At 54.6% G+C, this 20310-nt stretch carries 17 protein-coding genes; 8 read left to right on the top strand and 9 right to left on the bottom strand.

The genetic code is table 11. The features are described from left to right. Positions 1–34: 34 nt before the first annotated feature. On the bottom strand, positions 35–391 hold the full coding sequence (locus ACUN8H_RS03195) for an Atu4866 domain-containing protein (protein WP_445530719.1): 357 nt from the start codon (positions 389–391) through the stop codon (positions 35–37). A gap of 418 nt (positions 392–809) precedes the next feature. Between ACUN8H_RS03195 and ACUN8H_RS03190 the strand changes: the two genes are divergently transcribed. After that, positions 810–2078: a dicarboxylate/amino acid:cation symporter gene (locus ACUN8H_RS03190; protein ID WP_445530718.1), complete on the top strand. Its 1269-nt coding sequence runs from the start codon at positions 810–812 to the stop codon at positions 2076–2078. A gap of 28 nt (positions 2079–2106) precedes the next feature. Beyond that, entirely contained in the window at positions 2107–2586 is a 480-nt protein-coding gene (locus ACUN8H_RS03185; RefSeq protein WP_445530717.1) for a nucleoside deaminase, read from the top strand. Between the two features lie 78 nt (positions 2587–2664). On the opposite strand, the gene ACUN8H_RS03180 is transcribed toward ACUN8H_RS03185, so the two are convergent. Continuing rightward, positions 2665–2838 carry a YqaE/Pmp3 family membrane protein gene (locus tag ACUN8H_RS03180; protein WP_035538925.1) on the bottom strand — a complete coding sequence of 58 codons (174 nt, stop codon included), beginning with the start codon at positions 2836–2838 and terminating at the stop codon, positions 2665–2667. A 154-nt stretch (positions 2839–2992) separates the two neighbouring features. Here ACUN8H_RS03180 and ACUN8H_RS03175 point away from each other — a divergent pair, with 154 nt between their 5' ends. Continuing rightward, on the top strand, positions 2993–5074 hold the full coding sequence (locus ACUN8H_RS03175; protein ID WP_445530716.1) for a TonB-dependent receptor family protein: 2082 nt from the start codon (positions 2993–2995) through the stop codon (positions 5072–5074). A 90-nt stretch (positions 5075–5164) separates the two neighbouring features. Here ACUN8H_RS03175 and ACUN8H_RS03170 read toward each other — a convergent pair whose 3' ends face one another. The 3 genes from ACUN8H_RS03170 to ACUN8H_RS03160 form a co-directional block, all read right to left on the bottom strand. Then, positions 5165–7690 carry a glucose/quinate/shikimate family membrane-bound PQQ-dependent dehydrogenase gene (locus ACUN8H_RS03170; protein ID WP_445530715.1) on the bottom strand — a complete coding sequence of 842 codons (2526 nt, stop codon included), beginning with the start codon at positions 7688–7690 and terminating at the stop codon, positions 5165–5167. Between the two features lie 256 nt (positions 7691–7946). Continuing rightward, positions 7947–8963, bottom strand: a complete 1017-nt coding sequence (locus tag ACUN8H_RS03165) for an NADP-dependent oxidoreductase (protein WP_445530714.1) — start codon at positions 8961–8963, stop codon at positions 7947–7949. Positions 8964–9207: 244 nt separating this feature from the next. Further along, positions 9208–9588 carry a septal ring lytic transglycosylase RlpA family protein gene (locus ACUN8H_RS03160; RefSeq protein ID WP_445530713.1) on the bottom strand — a complete coding sequence of 127 codons (381 nt, stop codon included), beginning with the start codon at positions 9586–9588 and terminating at the stop codon, positions 9208–9210. A gap of 325 nt (positions 9589–9913) precedes the next feature. Here ACUN8H_RS03160 and ACUN8H_RS03155 point away from each other — a divergent pair, with 325 nt between their 5' ends. After that, positions 9914–11359, top strand: a complete 1446-nt coding sequence (locus ACUN8H_RS03155; RefSeq protein ID WP_445530712.1) for a hypothetical protein — start codon at positions 9914–9916, stop codon at positions 11357–11359. Between the two features lie 268 nt (positions 11360–11627). Beyond that, a complete protein-coding gene (locus ACUN8H_RS03150; RefSeq protein ID WP_445530711.1) occupies positions 11628–12092 on the top strand; it encodes an NUDIX hydrolase in 465 nt (154 codons plus the stop codon). Between the two features lie 28 nt (positions 12093–12120). Here ACUN8H_RS03150 and ACUN8H_RS03145 read toward each other — a convergent pair whose 3' ends face one another. Then, positions 12121–12999 (bottom strand): DMT family transporter, encoded by an 879-nt coding sequence (locus tag ACUN8H_RS03145; RefSeq protein ID WP_445530710.1) that lies wholly within the window; start codon positions 12997–12999, stop codon positions 12121–12123. Between the two features lie 101 nt (positions 13000–13100). Between ACUN8H_RS03145 and ACUN8H_RS03140 the strand changes: the two genes are divergently transcribed. Further along, positions 13101–13970 (top strand): LysR substrate-binding domain-containing protein, encoded by an 870-nt coding sequence (locus ACUN8H_RS03140; RefSeq protein WP_290693603.1) that lies wholly within the window; start codon positions 13101–13103, stop codon positions 13968–13970. 250 nt (positions 13971–14220) lie between these two features. Beyond that, the gene (locus ACUN8H_RS03135; protein WP_445530709.1) at positions 14221–14778 is read left to right on the top strand and encodes a cytochrome b; all 558 of its coding nucleotides are present in this window, start codon (positions 14221–14223) and stop codon (positions 14776–14778) included. A 4-nt stretch (positions 14779–14782) separates the two neighbouring features. On the opposite strand, the gene ACUN8H_RS03130 is transcribed toward ACUN8H_RS03135, so the two are convergent. Then, positions 14783–16591, bottom strand: a complete 1809-nt coding sequence (locus ACUN8H_RS03130) for a diguanylate cyclase (protein ID WP_445530708.1) — start codon at positions 16589–16591, stop codon at positions 14783–14785. 179 nt (positions 16592–16770) lie between these two features. Continuing rightward, positions 16771–17637 (bottom strand): LysR family transcriptional regulator ArgP, encoded by an 867-nt coding sequence (locus tag ACUN8H_RS03125; protein WP_445530707.1) that lies wholly within the window; start codon positions 17635–17637, stop codon positions 16771–16773. A 158-nt stretch (positions 17638–17795) separates the two neighbouring features. Here ACUN8H_RS03125 and ACUN8H_RS03120 point away from each other — a divergent pair, with 158 nt between their 5' ends. Beyond that, positions 17796–19448 carry a multidrug ABC transporter permease/ATP-binding protein gene (locus ACUN8H_RS03120; protein WP_445530706.1) on the top strand — a complete coding sequence of 551 codons (1653 nt, stop codon included), beginning with the start codon at positions 17796–17798 and terminating at the stop codon, positions 19446–19448. 20 nt (positions 19449–19468) lie between these two features. Here the strand turns inward: ACUN8H_RS03120 and fhuF are convergent, their stop codons facing one another. Next, entirely contained in the window at positions 19469–20257 is a 789-nt protein-coding gene (fhuF, locus tag ACUN8H_RS03115; protein ID WP_445530705.1) for a siderophore-iron reductase FhuF, read from the bottom strand. Positions 20258–20310: the final 53 nt, after the last annotated feature.

Below are 20310 nucleotides of genomic sequence, written 5' to 3'. Positions count from 1 at the left end.
CTTCATTAATGATGACGGCCCATGCTTTTCCAGGCTACTTTTGGCGATAAAGCACCATGCCGCCGTGATAGAGCACGTCATCAATGAATTCCCCATCAGCGGTGAAGCCGGTGTCATCCCAATATTCGATGTAGTTGTCGGTTACCCGATAGCGCCCTTGATAAGCGCTTTCGCGTTCGCCGCGTGCCTCGTCGTAACGGTTGTTGGGTAACAGCTCATGGCGAATTTGGCCATCTTTAGTTACCCACATGCCTACATAAGGATGCTCTGCCATGGCGTTCTCTCCTGCATCAGGGGGTGTTTGCGCCGCTGCCAGTGTTGGCATAATAGTGATAATGCCAGCGACGACGAGGGCATGTTTCCAATAAATGGGAAGCTTGGTGTCTTGCATGTGAAATCACCCCGTTCTAGACGTTATCTCGGCAAACCATCCGAGCGTGACACGTGTGACGTTATCGACTGGTGATGGGCCGAACGCCGATATCGCGGCTAGCACCGGTTAGTAAGACCGCTTTTGATGGAAGTGGGTGGGTGAAGGGGCTCGTTGTGGCAGCGTTATTGCTCGCCGTCACGCCATCATCCGCTCGTTTATCATTACCTGACGAAGCTTAACGAGTGGCAGCCAAAGCCAATAGAGGCAATCCTGCTGCATGCTTGCCTAATCCTACCGTATGTAGTGGAAAGGGCAGGGCGGCTTCACGATAAGCGAAAGATTTTCCTTTCACGGTCAATATCAAGGCAAGCTGATAAGGCTGTGCCACACTGCCAAAATAGCAATGTAATTTTTGAATCGAATCGTAGGGATTTAAATGACAAGCATATGGAAGGCCTACTCTCAGGCGTCGTTGATTTTACGCGTCACTATTGCCCTAGTGCTGGGTGTTTTGGTCGGGCTGGTGGGTGGTGAGCCGGTAGCAGCTTGGCTGGCGCCGCTAGGCGATTTACTGCTTCGGCTACTCACTTTTCTGATTGTCCCGATTGTGCTGTTTACGCTGATGGTCGGAGTAAACCAGTCCAGAGAGGGTAGTGCCGGACGCATCGGTGGCAAGGTGTTGGGCTACTATTTAGTGTCATCGGCATTAGCGATCACGGTGGGATTAACGATCGCTTCGCTGTTCAACCCGGGTAGCGGAATGAGGCTGGAGGAGGAAGCCAGCTTCTCGGTGCCGGATAACCCCGGCGTTGTCGATGCACTGCTTAATATAGTGCCCAGTAATATTATCGGAGCGTTTGCCGAGCTGAATATGCTGGGTATTATTTTCACGGCGTTAGTGTTTGGCATTGCGCTGCTGAAAATGCGCCAGTCTGATCGTCAGCAGGCGATGGGCGAGCGTCTGTATGAGGTGATTGAAGCGCTCAATGAGGTCACCTTAAAGGTGATGTCGGGCGTACTGCACTATGTGCCTGTTGGCGTGTTTGCAATTGTCGCCGAAACGGTAAGCCAGCAAGGGATGGAAACGCTGCTGTCGTTGGGCGATATGGTGGTGGTGCTGTATATCGCGCTAGCCACTCATTTGCTGATTTATTGCGGCATCATGCGGCTGTTTGGGGTCAAACTGCGTACCTTCTTCCGTGAGGCCCGCACGCCCATGGCAACGGCGTTTGCCACACAAAGCAGCTCAGGCACACTGCCGCTCACTATTAATGCTGCGCATCGGCTGGGAATTTCCAAAAGCATTTATGGCTTTAGCCTGCCACTAGGGGCTACCTTGAATATGGATGGCGCGGCGATACGTATCGCCATTTCGGCGGTCTTTGCCGCCAACGTTATTGGCGCGCCGCTGGATTTTATTAGCATGCTGCAGATAGTGCTGATTGGTACGTTGGTGTCGGTGGGCACCGCAGGCGTGCCAGGCGCGGGAATCATTATGATTGCCACGGTGTTTGCCCAGGTGGGGCTGCCTATTGAAACGGTTGCGCTGTTGACCGCTATTGACGCACTGGTGGGTATGGGGGCCACGGCGCTTAACGTGACAGGCGATTTAGTCGGCACCTCAGTTATTGCCCGCAGCGAAGGTGAGGCGTTACAAGAGACCACACTGGAAGATTCGCCTGCTACGGTAAAGGGTAGTGCTTAAGCATTACTGATTTAAAGGAGAGCGCGCAGTGAATGATCGAGAATCCGCCTACCTGACGCGTGCGGTTGAGCTGGCTGAAGAAGCTCTTAATGCAGGCGATGAGCCCTTTGGTAGCGTGCTGGTGAGTGTGCAGGGCGATGTCTTGGCAGAAGACCGCAATCGCATTGCCGGTGGCGATGCCACCCAGCACCCCGAGTTTGCTCTGGCGCGCTGGGCGGCGCAGCACATGACCCCCGAAGCAAGAGCAGCGGCGACTGTCTATACCTCAGGCGAACACTGCCCAATGTGTGCCGCGGCTCATGGCTGGGTAGGGTTGGGGCGCATCGTTTATGCAAGCTCATCGGAGCAGTTAAGTGGCTGGCTTGCGGCGTTGGGGGTTGGGCCGATGCCGGTTGCCACCTTACCTATTCAACAGGTAGTGCCAGGGCTTAAAGTAGAAGGCCCTATTGCAGTGTTCGATGAAAGGGTGCACGCATTGCATCAGCGTCGGCACAGACAGCCGGGTTAGGCGCACAAAAAAGCCGCCTAACACTTGGTTAAGGCGGCATTGTAGCTATCTTGCATTTTCAAAGTACTGATGCGGTGACTAGTGCTTCAATATCACATAAAAGGCATGGATGATGCCGGGTATGAAGCCAAATAGCGTCAGGATAATATTCAGCCAGAAATGCCCTTTAAAACCAACCTCAAAGAATACGCCGAGTGGGGGGAGAATAACGGCAAAAATCATCTTGATCGGATCGGTCGCTGTAAACGCCATGAAGCCTCCTATGCTTACATTGGGGTAACTTGTACAAGTTTAGGCACTGGTAGAAATTTAATCCAGGCCGTGGTGAATGCTTTGGGACTAATCAAGTAGCAAATCGTTCAATTGTATTGCTAATTTTCATTAAAAACTGTCTGGGAGGGACCCCATGTCCAACGCAACACTATCCTATGCAACATTACGAGTAACCACCGCCTCTTTAGGAGTGTTGAGCTGCTTTGTTGCAGGTCAAACCTGGGCGCAAACGAGCCAAACGGATGACACGACCTTGGCCACGGTAGAAGTGACCGCCCCCCGTTTGGCGCGTGAGCTTTACGCCACGCCTGCGGCAGTATCCACCATCGATCAAGATGCTATTGCGCAAGGTCAGCAGCGCACGCGATTGGACGAGTCCCTGGTGCGAGTGCCGGGTGTTTTCCTGCAAAACCGCGATAACTTTGCCCAGGGTCAGCGTATTTCCATTCGCGGTTTTGGTGCTCGCGCCCCGTTTGGCGTGCGCGGCATTACTGTCATGGTCGATGGTATTCCTTACACGCTCCCCGATGGCCAAGCGCAGTTAGATGCGATTGATCTGGACAGCGCCGAGCGTATTGAAGTCATTCGTGGGCCCTCTTCGGTGCTCTACGGTAACGCGGCGGGTGGGGTGATCGATATCACTACCGCCGATGGTCGTGAGAACCCAGGTTCTAGCGTGCGGACAGAGGTAGGCAGCGATGGCTACCGCAAGGCGGTGGTACAAACCGGCGGTGCCCAAGGCGACTGGTCACATCATGTGAGCTTCTCAGCGCTGAATGTGGATGGCTACCGTGAGCAGAGCTCTACGGAAAAGTACCTATTGAACGCCAAGCTTCGCCGCGAGCTAGGCAGCGACCGAGCGTTAACCGCGATTATCAATTTGCTCGATAACCCCCGCTCTGAAGATCCCGGTGCACTAAATGCAAGCGAAGTGGCGAGAGGCCGCGATCAGGCGGCGCCGAATTCCTTGGCATTGGATGCGCGCCAGAACGTTGATCAACAGCTCCTCGGCTTACAGTACGAAGATTTATCCGTGGGTCCCGGCGAGTTTTACCTAAAAGGCTTTATCTCCCAGCGCGATTTTGAACAGCAGTTGCCCTATGTGGGTGATAGCCGTATTGGCTACCAGCGCGATTATCTGGGCGCGAGCGCCGAGTATCACCATGAGGTTAACCTGGGCAGCTTACCGTTGAGCTACATTACAGGTGTTGATGTGGCCCGTCAGGACGATGAGCGCTTCCGTAATGACGTTAATCCCCAGGGCGTGGTGAGTGAGCAGTTGGCGGAAGAGACCCAAACCGCGACCTCGGCAGGGGTGTTTGCCCAGGGCGATCTGGCACTGACCGAGCAGGTCACGCTTTCGCTCGGCGCGCGTTTTGATCGGGTGGAGTTGGAGGTGGATGATCGCTATTTGGACGATGGCGATCAAAGCGGTGAGCAGACCTTTAATGAGTGGAGCGGCTCGGCGGGGCTGAGCTACCGCTATCGCCCGCAGCATCAGGCGTATATCAACACCGGTACCGCGTTTGAGACACCGACGTTCTCAGAGTTTGCGAACCCAGCGGGCGGCGGTTTTAACCCGGCGGTTGAGCCACAAAAAGCGTGGAATCGCGAGGTAGGCCTGCGTGGCTATGTGGAGCCGCTCGCAATGGACTATGACTTGGCGCTGTTTTCAGTTCGTGTGCGCGATGAGCTAGTCCCTTACGAAGAGGAAAATGGGGGGCGTACGCTCTATCAGAACGCGGGTGATACCGATCGTGACGGCATCGAACTGGCGCTAGGTTGGCAGTTAGCCGACCAATGGCGGCTGGATAGTGCCCTGACGCTGGCACGTTATGAGTTTGATCAATTTGCCACACCCACGGAGAGCTTTGGCGGTAATCGAATCCCTGGCTTACCCGAACAGACCTGGGTCAATCAGTTAACCTGGGAAGGAATCGATGAGCGCTTTGCGACGCTGGAAAGCCAGTATGTGGGTGACTTGGTGGCGGACAACGCCAATGAAACCGAGGTCGATAGTTACTGGCTGGTCAATTTGCGTGTGGGAGATGGCTGGCAGTTGGGCAGCGATACGCGGCTCAATGCTTATGTGGGCGTACGCAATCTATTGGATGAAGAGCATTACGCCAATGTGCGCTTGAACGGCACCTTTGGCCGCTTTTACGAGCCTGCGCCAGGGCGCAGTGTTTATGGTGGCTTGGAAGTGCGTTTCTAAACCCCGAATCAATAACACGATGAATAAAAAAACGGGCGGCCCATCATTTGGGTCGCCCGTTCTCGTTGGTGCGTCTATTAGGCCGATCGGTTACTCCGGCAGCGCGTAGCCAATCACATAGTCACCCATCTTGGTGCCAAAGGTGCCGTGACCGCCCGCCGTGACCACGACGTACTGACGACCATCTTCGCCGGTGTAAGTCATGGGGGTGGCTTGGCCACCTGCCGGTAGGCGCGCTTTATACAGCTCTTCGCCAGTGGTGATGTCGTAACCGCGCAGGTACTGATCCAGCGTGCCGCTCAGAAACGATACACCGCCCGCCGTGGTGATCGGGCCGCCGAGTGCGGGAACACCGACATTCAGCCCAATCGGCAGATCGAACGGCATGCTGTCGCGCGTCGTACCATTACGGTGCTTCCAGGCCACCTCTGCATTTTGCAGATCAATACCGGCCACATCGCCCCAGGAGGGTGCTTGGCAGGGCAGCCCTAGCACGGAAAGCAGTGGACCAAGCTCAACGGCATAGGGGGCGCCTGCATTGGGCTGTAAACCTTGTTCGCTGGCCGAGCCCTGTCCCTCTTCTACTTCTTCGCGCGGTACCAGTGTGGAAACGAATGCCAAGTACTTGGCGCCGGTAAATAGCGCTTGACGCTCAGGGTCAACCGCGACGCCACCCCAGTTCATGACACCGACATTGCCCGGATAAACAATACTGCCTTCCAGCGAAGGCGGGGTGTACTGGCCTTCATAACGCAAGGCGTTGAACTGAATGCGGCACATCATTTGATCAAACGGGGATGCGCCCCACATGTCGCGCTCGGTGAGCGGCGGTGGCAGAAGGTTAAGTGCTGAACGCGGCTGGGTTTCGGCCGTCCAATCACCTTCAATAGCGCCTTGCGGAGCGGGCACCTCTTCGATGGGTACAATGGGCTCACCGGTTTCGCGGTTCAACACATACAGGCTGCCCTGCTTCGTTGGCTGAATTACCGCGGGCTGGGTGCCTTCATTGGTGGCAAGGTCAATCAGCACTGGTTGTGCGGGTGTGTCCATATCCCACAGGTCGTGGTGAATGAACTGGTAAACCCATTCAACTTGGCCATCTTCCAGATTAAGGGCTACCAGACCTGCGCTGTAGGTTTCATCGTTTTCGCTACGGTTAGCGCCATATTGGTCAGGTGTGGCGTTGCCCATGGGCAGGTAAACCATGCCCAGCGCTTCATCCACACTGATCGGCGCCCATACGTTAGGCGAGTTACGTGTGTAGGTTTCACCCTCCGCCAATGGTTCGGTGTCATCGGGGTTGCCGCTATCCCAGTTCCACACCAGCTCGCCGGTGTGCACGTCGAAAGCACGAATAACGCCAGAAGGCTCATCAGTGGAGCTGTTGTCGGTAACGTGCCCGCCTAAAATAACCAAGTTTTCCGTTACCGTTGCAGGTGAAGTGGAGTAGTAACCACCAGGATCGAAGTCGCCAATATTGGTAGTCAAGTCGACTTCGCCATTCTCGCCAAAGTTGGCGCATCGCTCACCGGTATCGGCATTCAACGCAATCAAGCGCGCGTCGGCGGTGGGTAGGTAAAGCCTGCGTGGACACATGACGTCGGTGTCGCTTAGCATCGGCGTCGCATTGCCTTCTTCTCCAGTCCCAAACATGAGAGATAGGAAAGAGAGGTTCAGGCTGAATATATCGCTGTTATCGAAAATGTCGAAAGAGAGTGCGGTGTCTGTTGACGTGCTGTCACTCTCTGCTTCGCTGGTGTCAGCCGCAGCGTTGTAGTTAGCTGCATCGTAGTAGGCGAGGCCGCGGCAGGTCATATGGGCCCAGAGCGAAAAGTCCTCGGCACCCATCGTGCTCACCTCAGGGTCAAACTCCCATAGCGTTTCCCCGGTTTCCGGCGAGAGCGCCATCGCGCGGCTGTGCGAGGTGCAAATATACAGGCGGTCATTTACTTTCAGCGGGGTGTTCTGGTTGGTGATTTCGGGCGGCGCGCTGGGTCCCGCCACGTCACCGGTCTGAATGCGCCATACCTCTTCCAGTTCACCGATGTTGTCAGGCGTAATCTGTTCAAGTGAGGAGTAGTGAGTGCCTGCATTGGTGCCACCATAGGCAGGCCAGTCGTCTCCCGCTACTTGCGCGGGATTAACGGTGCTAGCCGCTTCGTTGGGGTTGGAAATCGTCCCTTCGATGCTGCCGGGGTCGCTTAACTGGCTCGCAATCGCCACCAGAATGGCCGCCACAATGCTGCCTACCAATGCCAGGCTGCCGCCCCGTGAATGTAGCGGTTTACGCCACCAGGGAAGCAGTAGAATGATCCCGATTAAACAGGGGATGGCGACGCGTGGTACCAGCTGCCACCAGTCTAAGCCGACTTCCCATAACGCCCATACCAGGGTCGCAAACAAAATGAGCGCATAAAGCCAAAGCGCCGCGCCCCGGCGCATGGCCAGTAAAATACCGCTGCCTATAACGCCTATGCCGGCGATCAAGTAATACGCACTACCGCCTAAGCTAAGCAGCTTACCCCCGCCAATCGCCAAGGCAAGTCCCGCCGCCGCTAGCAACAGGCCAAGCAGCAATAGCGGCCATCTGCTGTGCGTACGTGAGTGTTCATCCATGAGGTGACCCCTAATTAACAACGAGTTAATGCCACCTAGCGGTGGTGGCCAAGTGGCGATTACGCACTGCGCTCTCCCCTGTCAGCGACGCCAAGGGTTAAAGCACACTTTGATAGCTAAGCGATTTTAATAATCAATTCGCTTTTGGTCTAACGTTTTCTGATCGGCCAGTACGAACAGTGATCAATAAAAAAGCCGCACTACCAACGTAGCGCGGCTTTCGGGGGCAGGAATAGATAAAGCCAGCAAGTTTAATCTAGCGCAACGACTCGTTGTTTAGCTTAACCAACATCTTGCCAGTATTGTCGCCTTCAAATAACGCCAGAAATGCCTCTGGCGTGCTCTCTAATCCCTCTTTCACGGTCTCTTTGTAAACCAGTTTGCCAGCGGCGACTTGGGGGGCCACTTCGTTTAGGAAGTAGGGGTAGCTCGACCAGTGGTCCGCTACGATAAACCCCTGCATTTTGGCTTTTCGTATCACCAGCTGCGAAAGGTTGCTGGGGCCGGGAGTCGGCTTTTCGGCGTTATAACTTTCGATCATGCCGCACACGGCGATCCTGGCACCCTCGTTTAACTGGCTGAGCGCGGCTTCCAAACAAATACCCCCCACATTCTCGTAATACACATCGATACCATCGGGGCTAGCAAGCTTAATGGCATCACTGAGCTCCTGCGCATTGCGATCACGATAGCTAACCGGCTCGACGCCCATTGATTCGAGCCAAGCGAGCTTATGGGCAGCGCCCGCAATACCCACGACATGGCAGCCTTTTGCTTTGGCTAATTGTACTGCCAGTGAACCAACCGCACCGCTGGCCGCACTGACCAATACGTTATCGCCCGGTTTGCACTCTGCGATCAGATTGAGGCCGGTCCAGGCGGTCATGCCGGGCATGCCTAGCACTCCCAAATAAGCCTGCTCAGGAACGTCTAGATCGGGTAATGGCGTGACTCCCTGGGCAGGCAGCTGGGCGATGTCACGCCAGCCGCCCATATGGCTGACGCGATCACCCACCTTGAGGCTTGCGTCATTGGTTTCGATCACTTCGCCAATAGCGCCGCCTTCCATGGGTTTGCCGAGCTCAAACGGTTCTACATAGGTACGAACGCCGCTCATGCGGCCGCGCATATACGGATCCACTGAGAGCCAGTGATTACGAATGCGTACTTCGCCGCTGGCTAACTCTGGTAACGTCTGCGTTTCCAGTGAAAACAGAGAGCGATCGGGTAGGCCGCGAGGATAATCGGTAAGCGTATAAAACTGTGACTGCATAAATGCCTCCTGCAACTACTTCGCGTATTGAACAACGCATGAGTCAATCCTTGCAGCATAGAGACCATTAGCTTGCTTGCAAGTTCGCCGCTATTGCAGAAAGCGCTGAGAGAAAAACACCCAAAAGAAACAGGGCGACCATTGCTGGTCGCCCTGTCTTTATTAGCTGGCATTATTTTGACTGGTTTACTGTCGCATTAATTAGTCTAAGGGTATCACACACCAACCAAGAATGTGTTATCCGTTAATCCAACAGCGTTACCATAACCGGTGCTGTACCGCGGCGTAGCATGCCAAGCTTCACTGCCGCGCGTTTGGATAAATCAATAATGCGCCCTTGAACAAAGGGGCCGCGATCATTGATCAATACTTCTACTTCTTGCCCTGTGTCAGGGCGCGTCACCAACACCTTCGTGCCAAACGGCAAACTAGGGTGGGCGGCGGTCAACGCTTGTTGATCAAAAGGCTCTCCACTGGCAGTGGTCGCGCCTTGAAAGCGGTCACTGTAAAAGGAGGCAACGCCTTCCTGTGTTGCTGTTTCATGTGCAAACGCACTGTTGGCAGCACTACCAACCACTACTGCTGCCAAACAAATCGTTCGGATCAGTCGTTTTTGGGCTCCCATAGGAGTACCTCGATTTTGCGTATTACGGATCCCGCATTCTTCGATGAGGTGCCGAGTAGGCCTTGCGATACTACCCTTGTCGTTGCGGGTCAGCAAGCTTTGAGAAGATCGACGCAGTTAGGTTCAATTTCAAGATTTTTAAATCGCAATGTACCTAGTGTTGAGTTTCAGTGACTTATCGCCCCACGGGTTAAGTTAGTCAAAAATGAGTTTTGTGCAATGCAGTATTTTTTATGAAACGCTCACTTGAATTCGTTAAGCATCATATAATCACGTATGCTTAGTTTATTAATGATTGTCATTACGACTTAACAAGGAATTGCTCATGGCTAAATCTGCTTCGCTAGCATTTGTTTTGGTGGCTTTCGGGGGCGCTGCCGTCGGCTTTTTCGCCGCTCAGGCATTGCCGTTAACCGAGGGTATGGCGGAAAAGGCACCCGCCGAAAACACCGAAACGACTGATCAGCCAGCGGTCGCCGAGGCTATTATGGGTTTGGAGAGACTGGCGCTAGCGGAGCGCACACGCGGAGAAATAACCTCGGCGAGCGAACTTAACGGTAACGATGGCAGCCGCTTTATGCGCTATGCCATCGCCCTAGAAGCGGATGAGATTGTCGAAATCTCTCTAAGCGGTGCCTTGCAGGGCGTCATGGCGCTTTATGATGACCAGCTCCAACTGCTCAATAATGCACCTGTTGTGCGCCATCGAATCGAGGAGAGCGGTGACTATGTGGTGGTGGTGAGCGGTGCCGATGCCCATAGTTACGGCCCGTTTAATATTGATAGCCGACGGATAGAGCTCACCGATGCTGACACGGTGACCGTCGGCGAGCCCATCGACAGCTGGCTGCAGGGCGATGCGCATGAAATAACGCTCAATATTGAAGAGGCAGGGCTTTACCAGATTGAAATGCGCTCTGGTGACTTTGACCCCTACTTGGAAATGGCAGGCCCCAGTGGTTATGCCCGTGAAGATGATGACAGCGCCGGTGACTTAGATGCCCGCATTGCTGATTTTCTTGCGCCCGGTGAATACACGCTGACCGCCCGCAGCGCCTACGGTGACGGCAATGGTGTCTACACGCTGACCGTGGAGCCCCATGAATTACCCGGAGATGGTGAGCTACGTAACGATGGCCCGCTTACCGCGGATGAATCGCTCAATGGTTGGTACAGCGGAGAAGCGCTGCGTTACCAAGTCGAGATAGAAGAAGCCGGCATGTATCAGATCGAAATGCGTGCCAGCGATATCGATTCCTTCCTGGTGTTGGAAGGCCCCAATGGCTATTACCGCGAAGACGATGACAGCGCGGGCAATCTGGATGCTCGAATCGCTGACTTCCTTGCTCCCGGTGTTTACGAACTCACTGCCCGTACCGCCTATGGCGAAAGCAGCGGGATGTTTACGCTCGCCATGCAGCCGCGCGATATGCCGGAGGTGGAGCTGCGCAATGAAGGCACGCTCACGCCGAGTGAAGCGCTCAATGGCTGGTATAGCGGCGAGCCGCTGACCTACCAGCTGGAGGTAGAAGAGAGCTCATTAGTCACCTTGGAAATGCGCTCTGCCGATTTTGATACGTTCATTGAGATTAGTGGCCAAGGGGTAAATGCAAGTGACGACGACGGCGCAGGGGGCACCGACTCCCGCATTCAACAACAGCTGCTGCCTGGCACGTACACCGTCAGCGCAAGCGGTTTTAGCGCTACCGGTAGCGGTTTATTTGAACTAAACGTTGAAATGGAGCCGACGGATATCCCTCCCGAGCTATAAACACTTTCCGTTAGTTAGTGGATTTGACGCGCCTATCGCTAATAATGATAGGCGCGTTTATGTTTCCGCCGTTCGCTCAGCATTACGTAGTAGGCTTTAGGCCAGTTGACACGTTACAAACCTGACGAGCCGCTGTCGCTTCACCGAATGGCTAATTATCCCGGTAAATCTATGCAAACCAGCTAGGCTAAAAAGGCATTGCCGAGCGCGCACGTTGCCGCTGCTTTAGCCGTGTATTCTGCACTTTATCAATAGGCATGGATCGCTTATGAACCAACAAATCAAAACACGCCGTTCAGCACGTTTAATGGTGGTCGACCCGCAAGGGCGCCTGCTGCTTTTTCGTTACCATGATGAACATCAAGCCCCTTTTTGGGGCACCGTTGGCGGTGAGTTACTTGAGGAAGAGAATTACCCCAGCACCGCTATCCGTGAGCTTAAAGAGGAAACCGGCCTCACTTGTCCCATCGGACCCTTACTGCGCGAAAGAGATGACATATACGCCGTGGCGCGCTCTACCCCCGCCCGCTGGTTGGAGCGCTACTTCTTAGTGCGTTGCCCGCCAACGGAGGATATCTCTAACACTCACTGGAGCGATGAAGAGCGCTCGACGATCCAGGCTTGGCACTGGTGGACACTGGAAGAGATGCACGAGGCTGATCCAGCGTTGTTCAAGCCTAACTGGTTGACGGAGTTGCTCGACGACATTTTGCAGAGTGAGCCAGCGCTTTAATCACCGAACGCCCTCGCGTTACATCCGCTTAGCGGCCAGCTTTGAGGCAGCCGACCACCACCAGTACCGCCGCCGTGGGTAAGCGCCAATCGAGCACGCTCATTCCGGCAATTACCAGTAATAGGGCGGCGAGTACTGGTACGCCATACGCTAAGCTGCCCACTAAGCTGGCGTGCCCCCAGCGCAGTGCTTTGTCCCACGCCACCATGGCCACGCCGTAGGGGCCTAACCCCAATGCAATGCCCGCCAGCAAGGCTTCACCGCTGGGTAAAGGCAATGGGCCTTCCAGGAGTAGGCTAGCGGCTACGGCAATCGCGCAGGCGATCAGCAGCAGTCGCGGCAGGAGTGGCGCCAGGGCTAACGGGGCCGTCTGACTGAGCCACGAATAGAGTGCCCAGCAGCAGGCAGCCAGCAAGGCCAGTGCGTAACCCGTGGTGGCGCCACCTAAACCACCGCTGGCGGCTTGGGGAACTAACAGCAGTGCCGCGCCTGAAAATGCAATCAGCGCGCCTAGAACCCCGGCGATGCGCAGGCGACCAAAGCGACTCCATTGGCTAAGCAGAACGAATAACACAGGCCATGTGTAGGTAATCAGCGCGGCCTCGGCTGCTGGCGCGAGCCGCATGCCAATAAAATAGCTACTGACAGCGCCAAAAATAAGTAACGGAATGCCCACCCAGACACTTATCTGCCAAACCGCGCCGCTGGCAGCAACATTAACGCGGCGGCTCAGTGGCAGCGTTGCTAGCGCCCCCGCAAGCAGTGTTACGGCGGTTAGCTGTAAAGGCGGTGTCGCCTTGGCAAACGCTGCCAGCAACGGCGCTGCGCTCCACAGCATCACGGCCACTAACGCCGCACCAACACTGTACCAACGTGGAAAAAGGGCGGGGGAGTGAACGTGATGCATGGGAGATCTCCTTGATTTGAGCATGTGCCGAGCAGCATACTCATCATCAATGCATCACAATATCGATCTTTTATGATCGTTTTGATCAAGAATGGTGATATATGCGCGCGCCTACCTTAGACCTAACCCTGCTGCGTACCCTGGTGGCCATTGCGGATACCGGCAGTGTGACCGCCGCCGCCAAACGCTTGGCGTATACGCAGTCTACGGTGAGCATGCAGTTACAAAGGCTGGAGGCGCAGTTATCGCTAACACTGCACGAGCGGGAAGGGCGGCGAATACGCTTTACCTCGGAAGGGGAGCGGTTACTCAATCATGCTCGGCGGCTGTTGGCACTTAATGATGAAGCATGGAGTGATATGCAGGCGCGCCAGGTGACCGGTGATCTAACGCTGGGCATACCGGAAGATTACGCCTCGCTGTTGCCCTCGGTGTTTGCTTACTTTCATCAGCTCTACCCGGCGGTGGGGCTCAAGGTGATTTGCGGCACCAGTGCCCACCTTGTGGAGCAAGTAAAAGCCAAAGCGCTGGATCTCGCGCTGGTGACACGTCAACGCAATTCGCCGGGGGGCGATGTCATCCGTCGAGAGCCGTTACTGTGGGCCGTTGGAATGCACCAGCAGCCACTGTTAAGCGACCCATTGCCGTTAGCACTGTATTCACCAGGAGCGGATGTGTTCCGGGAAGTGGCCGAGCAGGCGTTGCAAGCAGCAGGGCGGAGCTGGCGCGTTGCTTATACCAGCCAATCCATGGCTGGCCTGGCGCCGATCGTGACCGCCGGATTGGCCATCGTGGTGGTGACCCGCAGTATGTTGACCCCAGCGCTTAGGCCGCTGGACGAGAGCAGCGGGCTGCCCGCCCTGCCGATGATTGAACTGGCGCTTCACCGAGCGCCGCATCGTCCTTCAGAGCCTGCGCGTCGATTGGGTGAGTTAATCCGTGAGCAGTTAGCCGCGCCAGACCAAGGCTAATAGAGCGGCCAGTTCAGTAAGGCGGTCTTCATTAACGTTCTTGGCCGAGGTAAAACGCTCATCGTTAGATAAATTGTTAGGTAAGAAGTAGCTGCTCGGCTAGCCCTGCAGGCGTTTCCAACGTAATAAAGGCAAAATGCTCTATGAAGTAACGCTTAACGAAGAGGGCCGTGAGGTGCTTTAATCAGCGTAAGGGAACGTTACTGACTAGACTACAAAGCAAATGAATTTGCTGTTAGGAGCACTCTATATGCATGAACTGGATCACTATATCTACCCGCACCGAGTGCTTCATTGGCTTGTCGCGGGCGCGGTGTTGCTCTCATTGGCCAGCGGCTTAACGTTAGGCTTTCTGGGGTTTGAGCGCACTGTTGCGTTGGTAGGCAACACGTTGACGAACTTGCTGTATACCAGTCATAAAACGCTCGGCGTGTTGATATTACTGCTGATGACGCTGCGTATTATCACCCGACTGGCGTTCGTAGTGCCTGACCACGAGCCCCCGTTAAATGCATTCGAGCGTATCGTCAGCTCCAGCGTGCACCATCTACTCTACTTAGCGCTTATTATTATGCCGCTATTGGGCTGGGCCGCCACGGCTAGCGGCGGCTTTCCGGTAGAGTTTTTCCACTGGCACTTACCCGGATTGCTGGCTGAGCGTGAACAGCTTTCTGAGCAGCTGTTTATGTGGCATGAGCGGCTAGGCTGGATCATTTTAGGCTTGGTGGTACTCCATGTGGCGGGCGCGATGTTCCACTGGAAAATTAAGCGCGACAACGTGATGAAGCGCATGAGCTTGTTTGATTAACGGGCTAAACACTCGCCGAGCCGTAGCGCAAGCAGGCTGCCGCTTGGCGTGATTTAACGGCATACATATGGCTGTCGGCTTCGCGCAGCAAACTCTCAAGAGTGGCACTCTCTGAACCGGAGCAGAGACTGATTCCAATACTTGCGCTAACGCTGACACGTTCACCGCAGGGAAGCTTGATCGGTGAGCGTATGGCTTGGTCAATGCGAGCCACGATAGGTGCCAACACATCGTCGGACGCTATATTCTCCATAATAATAATGAACTCGTCGCCTCCAAACCGGGCGCAGTGGTCATTGTCGCGCGCTAAATGCGCGATACGCTTGGCAACTTTTTGTAAGACAAAGTCCCCCGCTTCGTGGCCATAGCAATCATTGATCGGTTTAAAGCGGTCCAGGTCGAGCATGAGCAGCGCCAGGCACTGCTCATGCTTTCGATTGCGTTCCAGCGCGCTTTCGGTGGCACGCATCAATCCATGACGATTTAACAAACCGGTCAACACGTCATAATTGGCTAAATGCTCCAATGCCTTAGTGCGAGCGGCCACTTTCTGTTCTAGCGCGGCCTCTTGCTTCTTAAGTGCTGCCAGTACGGCGGATTGCGCGCGCTCTTTTTGCCGTTTCAGCTTGTTAAAGCGCGCTGCCAGGGCAAACGAGAGCAGCAGCATTTCCAACGCTGAGCCAATTTGAATACCGTATAAAGTAATGAAATTGGCGGGAAGCAGGCTGAGGTTACGTAGCGCGAAGACGCCAGCGCCCAGTAAAAATAGCGACCACGCAAATACAAACAGCCGAGCACTAGGCACGCGACGTAAGCTGCAGTAGCTGCCGCAGAGCAGTAGCAGTAACGCGGCCGTAAAACCCGTCACATCCATCAGGTAAAGGGCTGAGGGGATAGGCAGGAACAGCGTGGCAAACACGGCTAACCAGCAGTAGCTGCGAAAGTGGCTTAATACCTGATGCCAGCGAGGGCTGTAAGTCTCTGTGTTTAAAAAACTTTGTGCAAACAGGGTTGCCATGGTGGATGCAAAGGTAAAGCCGAGTGCTACCAAGCGTGCGGTATTCTCGCCTAGAAAGCTCCAAAACATCAGGGTGCCAATACCGTTAAAGGTAAAAATGGCCACACCAAAGCCAGCGACAAAAAGTGAGTAGTGCAGAAACACACGCTCTTTTAAGCCCAAAAAGAGCAGCAAGTTATATAAGCCTAACGCTAACAGCATGCCAAAATAACTGGCTATCCAGAAATTATGACGATCATTTTGGGCATAAAACGTGTTGGGGGCCATTGCGTTGAAGCTAAGCATTTTACTGCCTGAGGCAGCCACATGGACATACAGCGTTACACGCTCGTTTGCGGCCAGTTCCAACGGAAAAACCGCCTGACGGTGGGCGAGCGCCCGCTTTTCGACCGGTAAGGCGCTACCGCTGCGTTGCGCAACAATGCCCTGTTGGCGCAGCGTGTAAAGCGTAACGTAATCCAAAAAGGGGTACTCAAACTGCACTAACCAGTGTTGGGTGTCTGAGGCACCATTATGTAGTTCGGTTTTTAACCACACATCACTTTGAGTATAACCGAAGTTTAAATCCTCTGGGTGATGAGCCTGCTCGAACGCGGGAGGATCAGCGAGCAGTTTCTCTAGCGTTATTGCTTTATCAGTGTCATGCCAAAATTCACTATAAGCGCTAAGCGAGTAGCTCGCCTGATTGGGCGATAGTGAAAGAAAAGCGTTTGCATGTGCTATCGGCATCCAGCAACCAGCTAACAGCAGCATAAAGCAGATGTAAACACCTGCCGTAAAACGTCCAGCATGCATAGCGCATCGCTTTTATTAGTTTTTATCCCGTCTTTATTCCCTGGGTTCCCTTACCGCTGCCAGGGGCCGCTCATCATTGTAGCCGCTAGAAAAACCTTATCACCGAGTTTTCTGTGCCGTTTGATAAGCCCTTATAGTGTAGCCGGTTTTTAAAAAATCACTGTTTAAAAGGCTCATGCTTAATAAATGATATGGTGAAAATGGTCGGTAAGCCGTTGAATTATCTTTCCACTATGGCGCCAAAAATGCCAATAAAGAGGCACTGATAAATAATGGGTTGGCGCCACGCTGACCAGTTGGCCACTTTGCATTAGTTCCTTTGTCTGCAGTTGCGGCATCATGCCGTAACCAATCCCCGCCGCGGCTAAGCGGACAAAACCTTCTGACGAGGGGCAAAGGTGATAAGGGAAGCGGCCTTGAAAACCAAACAGCGCCATAAACCGATGCTGCAATTGATCGTGTGGGCCAAAAACAATGGCCGGTGCACGCTGAAAGTTCTCCGTGGTTGGGCCATCTGAAAAGTAGCGCTCAACGTAAGCAGGGGTTGCCAGGGGATGGTAGCGCATTTCCCCTAACGCTACGCAGCGCGCCCCGGCAATGGGGTGCGGGGTGGCGCATAGGCAGGCGGCGACATCCCCATCACGCATCCGCTTGAGTCCGACATCCTGGTCTTCAATCACAAGATCCAGTAATACGCCCTCCTGCTGACAAATAGCGGCGACCGCCTCGGCCCACCAAGTGACGAGGCTGTCGGCATTGATCGCAATACGCAGGCGTGGCGCTTGATCATCCAAGGTGGGTAGAGAGCCCCGCAGGTCACGCTCTAATAGCTGTACCTGTTGGTAGTGCGTTAATAGCCGCTGGCCCGCAGGTGTGGGGGCTAAGTGGGGATGGCGTACCAACACAGGCTGACCCAGGCGAATCTCCAGCGCTTTTATGCGTTGAGAAACGGCCGATTGTGACAGCCCCAGCACCTCGCCTGCGCGCTCAAAACCACCACACTCCACCACGGTCGCCAAGGCGTGAAGCAGTTTGTAATCCAGCATGGCGATTATCCAAGCTTATAGAAGTATGACGTTAATCAAAAAACGGTAATGAAACAAATGTATTCCAAAGCAAATGAAAATCAATTCATGATTGACTTGGCCCATCAGTGCGTCACAATTCGCCGCTTATAAAGCACTAAAGGAAGGCAAGGAGACTCATGGAACTGCTTCATTTAGTATTTCGCCACTACCGCTGGCCTTTTATGGGCGCCATTGTGCTGAGCCTATTGAGCGCTGGCTTAGGGGTTGGAGTGATTGCCTTCATCAATCAGCGCTTAATCGAGGTCGGCAGTTTGGCGGCATTGCCGCAGTTTCTAGGTCTGTTAGCGGTATTGCTGGCGGTAACGCTGGGGACGCAGTTGGCGCTTACTTTGCTGGGCCATCACTTTGTATTCGATCTACGCTCGCGCCTAGTGAAGCGAATTCTCGATACTGATATTGAGCGGTTGGAGCAGTTGGGTAATTCTACCTTGCTGGCCAGCCTTTCCAGCGATGTGCGCAACATCACCATTGGTTTTGTGCGCCTGCCTGAGCTGATTCAGGGCGTCGTGCTTACGCTGGCTTCGGTCGCTTATTTGGCATGGCTCTCGCCCCAAATGGTGGTCATTACCGTACTATGGATCGCCTTCACGATGGGGGTGGGCTGGTGGCTGGTCTCCAAGGTGTATCGCCACTTTCACCTCGTGCGGGAGAGTGAGGATCGCCTTTACAAAGATTACCAATCGGCGATAGAAGGGCGCAAGGAGTTGGCGCTCAACCGTGACCGTGCCCGACGCTTTTTTGACGAGCGTTACACCCTCAATGCCCGGGACTACCGTTACCACATCATCCGTGCCGATACCTACCACCTCAGTGCCAATAACTGGTCTAACATCATGATGTTGGGCGCTATCGGCGTGGTGTTTTTCCTTTCTAATGGGTTGGGCTGGGCCAACACCATGGTGGCTTCCACCTTTGCGCTGACGCTTTTATTTCTGCGCACGCCGTTGATTCAAGCGGTAGGCGCTTGGCCAACACTGATTAGTGCCCAGGTCGCCTTTGATAAATTGAGCAGCCTGGAGCTAGCTGAATACCAGCCAAGTTTTGCGGTAGACGATACGCTGACCGATTGGCAGCGCATTGAGCTTGAAGCGGTCACCTATCACTATCCTGCTACTGCCCAGGGCGAAGGGTTCCAGGTGGGACCTTTAAATATGTCCCTTGAGCGTGGCGAGCAGGTGTTTCTGATCGGCGGCAACGGCAGTGGCAAGTCGACCCTTGCCAGGTTGCTTTCTGGCCTATACCGCCCGCAAAGCGGTGTCATCAAAGTCGATGGCCAAGTGATCAACGCCGATCAGTGGGAGGCCTTTCGCGCCCGCTTCGCCAGTGTGTTTACTGATTTTCATCAATTCGACCAAACCATGGGCCCCGAAGGGCAGCCTGCCGACCCTCAGGTCGTTGATACTTGGCTTGAGCGACTGCAGATGCAGCAAAAATTGCAGTGGGAGGGGGATCGCGTCATTAACACCCAGCTCTCCCAAGGGCAACGCAAGCGCCTGGCGCTTTTGCTGGCGATTGCTGAAAAGCGCGATATTTTACTGCTCGACGAGTGGGCGGCGGATCAAGACCCGCAATTCCGGCGCCTTTTCTACCGCGAGCTGTTACCACATTTAAAAGCGATGGGGAAAACCGTATTTGCCATCAGCCATGACGATAGCTACTTCGTCCACGCTGATCGCTTGCTGGAAATGTCTAAGGGGCAACTTAGCGAGCTGAAAGGCGAGCAGCGTGCGCGAGCAAGCGAGGACGCGGTTGCGCAAATCAATGGCTAACAGCGCAGAAAGCGGGCGTTTTAGCCGGTGACCTGCTTGGTGCGCTTACGCGCTTGTAGGTCGCAGCCCTCGAGCGGGCAGGTGCCGCAGACATCAAATTCATCCAGCAAGTAGCGCAGGCAGCAGAGCTTGCGCACCCGCTTAACCTCTTCACTACCTTTGGGCGTAAAGTAACGCACCGGCTGAAACAGCGGGTTGCGCTTACCGTTAGGGAGCGTACGCGTTTCTAACAGCGCTTTAGCTGCTTCAAGCGCTGCTTCATTTACCAGTGGGTGCTCGGCCAACGCATGCACGTAATAATCCAGGTAGCCACCGGCGTTGCTCCAAAACACTCGCTGTGCAGCACCAGAAATAGCCGCTAACTGCTCAATCAACGGTGCCCAGTGTTGCTCAATCAGCGTAGTGAAGCGCTCAAAAGGGTCATCGGTGGTTAAAGGCGAGCCTTCATGAGGTAGCCAAAGCCGTGCCGTTGCGCCGTTTTTGTTGAAGATTACCTGTACATTATCCAAACCGATCGGCAAGTCTCGGTTGAGCAGCAGATTGGCCGTGAGCGTAGGGACGGTCAGCGCGTTGAAGTGCCACTTGGACCATAGGGAGACGACTGCCCGCGAGTCACCGTTTGGATATTGAGACGAGAAGCGTGCCAGGTCCTGTTTGAGCCAATTGATATCCCGCCAGCGAGCGGCTTTGAACGCTTCCAGCGGTGGCATCCCACCCACTAACGGGGGCGAAAAGTTAGCCAGCGGCCCGGTATAGCAGGCGGCCAACGAAGGCTCGAACAGTGACGGCTGACGCAGGGCAAGGGGCATAACCGAACTCCAACACTAGGCGCTGGGAAATAAGCAGTGGCTTAGGTTAAACG

The sequence above is a fragment of the Vreelandella sp. V005 genome (assembly GCF_052645115.1).
This window is presented reverse-complemented; position numbering and strand designations above follow the sequence as displayed.

Bases quoted from the DNA above. Each gene is read 5' to 3' on its own strand.
- ACUN8H_RS03160 (WP_445530713.1), bottom strand. From the start codon at position 9,588: ATGGGAGCCCAAAAACGACTGATCCGAACGATTTGTTTGGCAGCAGTA.
- ACUN8H_RS03195 (WP_445530719.1), bottom strand. From the start codon at position 391: ATGCAAGACACCAAGCTTCCCATTTATTGGAAACATGCCCTCGTCGTC.
- ACUN8H_RS03135 (WP_445530709.1), top strand. From the start codon at position 14,221: ATGCATGAACTGGATCACTATATCTACCCGCACCGAGTGCTTCATTGG.
- fhuF (WP_445530705.1), bottom strand. From the start codon at position 20,257: ATGCCCCTTGCCCTGCGTCAGCCGTCACTGTTCGAGCCTTCGTTGGCC.
- ACUN8H_RS03165 (WP_445530714.1), bottom strand. From the start codon at position 8,963: ATGCAGTCACAGTTTTATACGCTTACCGATTATCCTCGCGGCCTACCC.
- ACUN8H_RS03180 (WP_035538925.1), bottom strand. From the start codon at position 2,838: ATGGCGTTTACAGCGACCGATCCGATCAAGATGATTTTTGCCGTTATT.
- ACUN8H_RS03140 (WP_290693603.1), top strand. From the start codon at position 13,101: ATGCGCGCGCCTACCTTAGACCTAACCCTGCTGCGTACCCTGGTGGCC.
- ACUN8H_RS03155 (WP_445530712.1), top strand. From the start codon at position 9,914: ATGGCTAAATCTGCTTCGCTAGCATTTGTTTTGGTGGCTTTCGGGGGC.
- ACUN8H_RS03125 (WP_445530707.1), bottom strand. From the start codon at position 17,637: ATGCTGGATTACAAACTGCTTCACGCCTTGGCGACCGTGGTGGAGTGT.
- ACUN8H_RS03120 (WP_445530706.1), top strand. From the start codon at position 17,796: ATGGAACTGCTTCATTTAGTATTTCGCCACTACCGCTGGCCTTTTATG.
- ACUN8H_RS03175 (WP_445530716.1), top strand. From the start codon at position 2,993: ATGTCCAACGCAACACTATCCTATGCAACATTACGAGTAACCACCGCC.
- ACUN8H_RS03170 (WP_445530715.1), bottom strand. From the start codon at position 7,690: ATGGATGAACACTCACGTACGCACAGCAGATGGCCGCTATTGCTGCTT.
- ACUN8H_RS03190 (WP_445530718.1), top strand. From the start codon at position 810: ATGACAAGCATATGGAAGGCCTACTCTCAGGCGTCGTTGATTTTACGC.
- ACUN8H_RS03150 (WP_445530711.1), top strand. From the start codon at position 11,628: ATGAACCAACAAATCAAAACACGCCGTTCAGCACGTTTAATGGTGGTC.
- ACUN8H_RS03145 (WP_445530710.1), bottom strand. From the start codon at position 12,999: ATGCATCACGTTCACTCCCCCGCCCTTTTTCCACGTTGGTACAGTGTT.
- ACUN8H_RS03130 (WP_445530708.1), bottom strand. From the start codon at position 16,591: ATGCATGCTGGACGTTTTACGGCAGGTGTTTACATCTGCTTTATGCTG.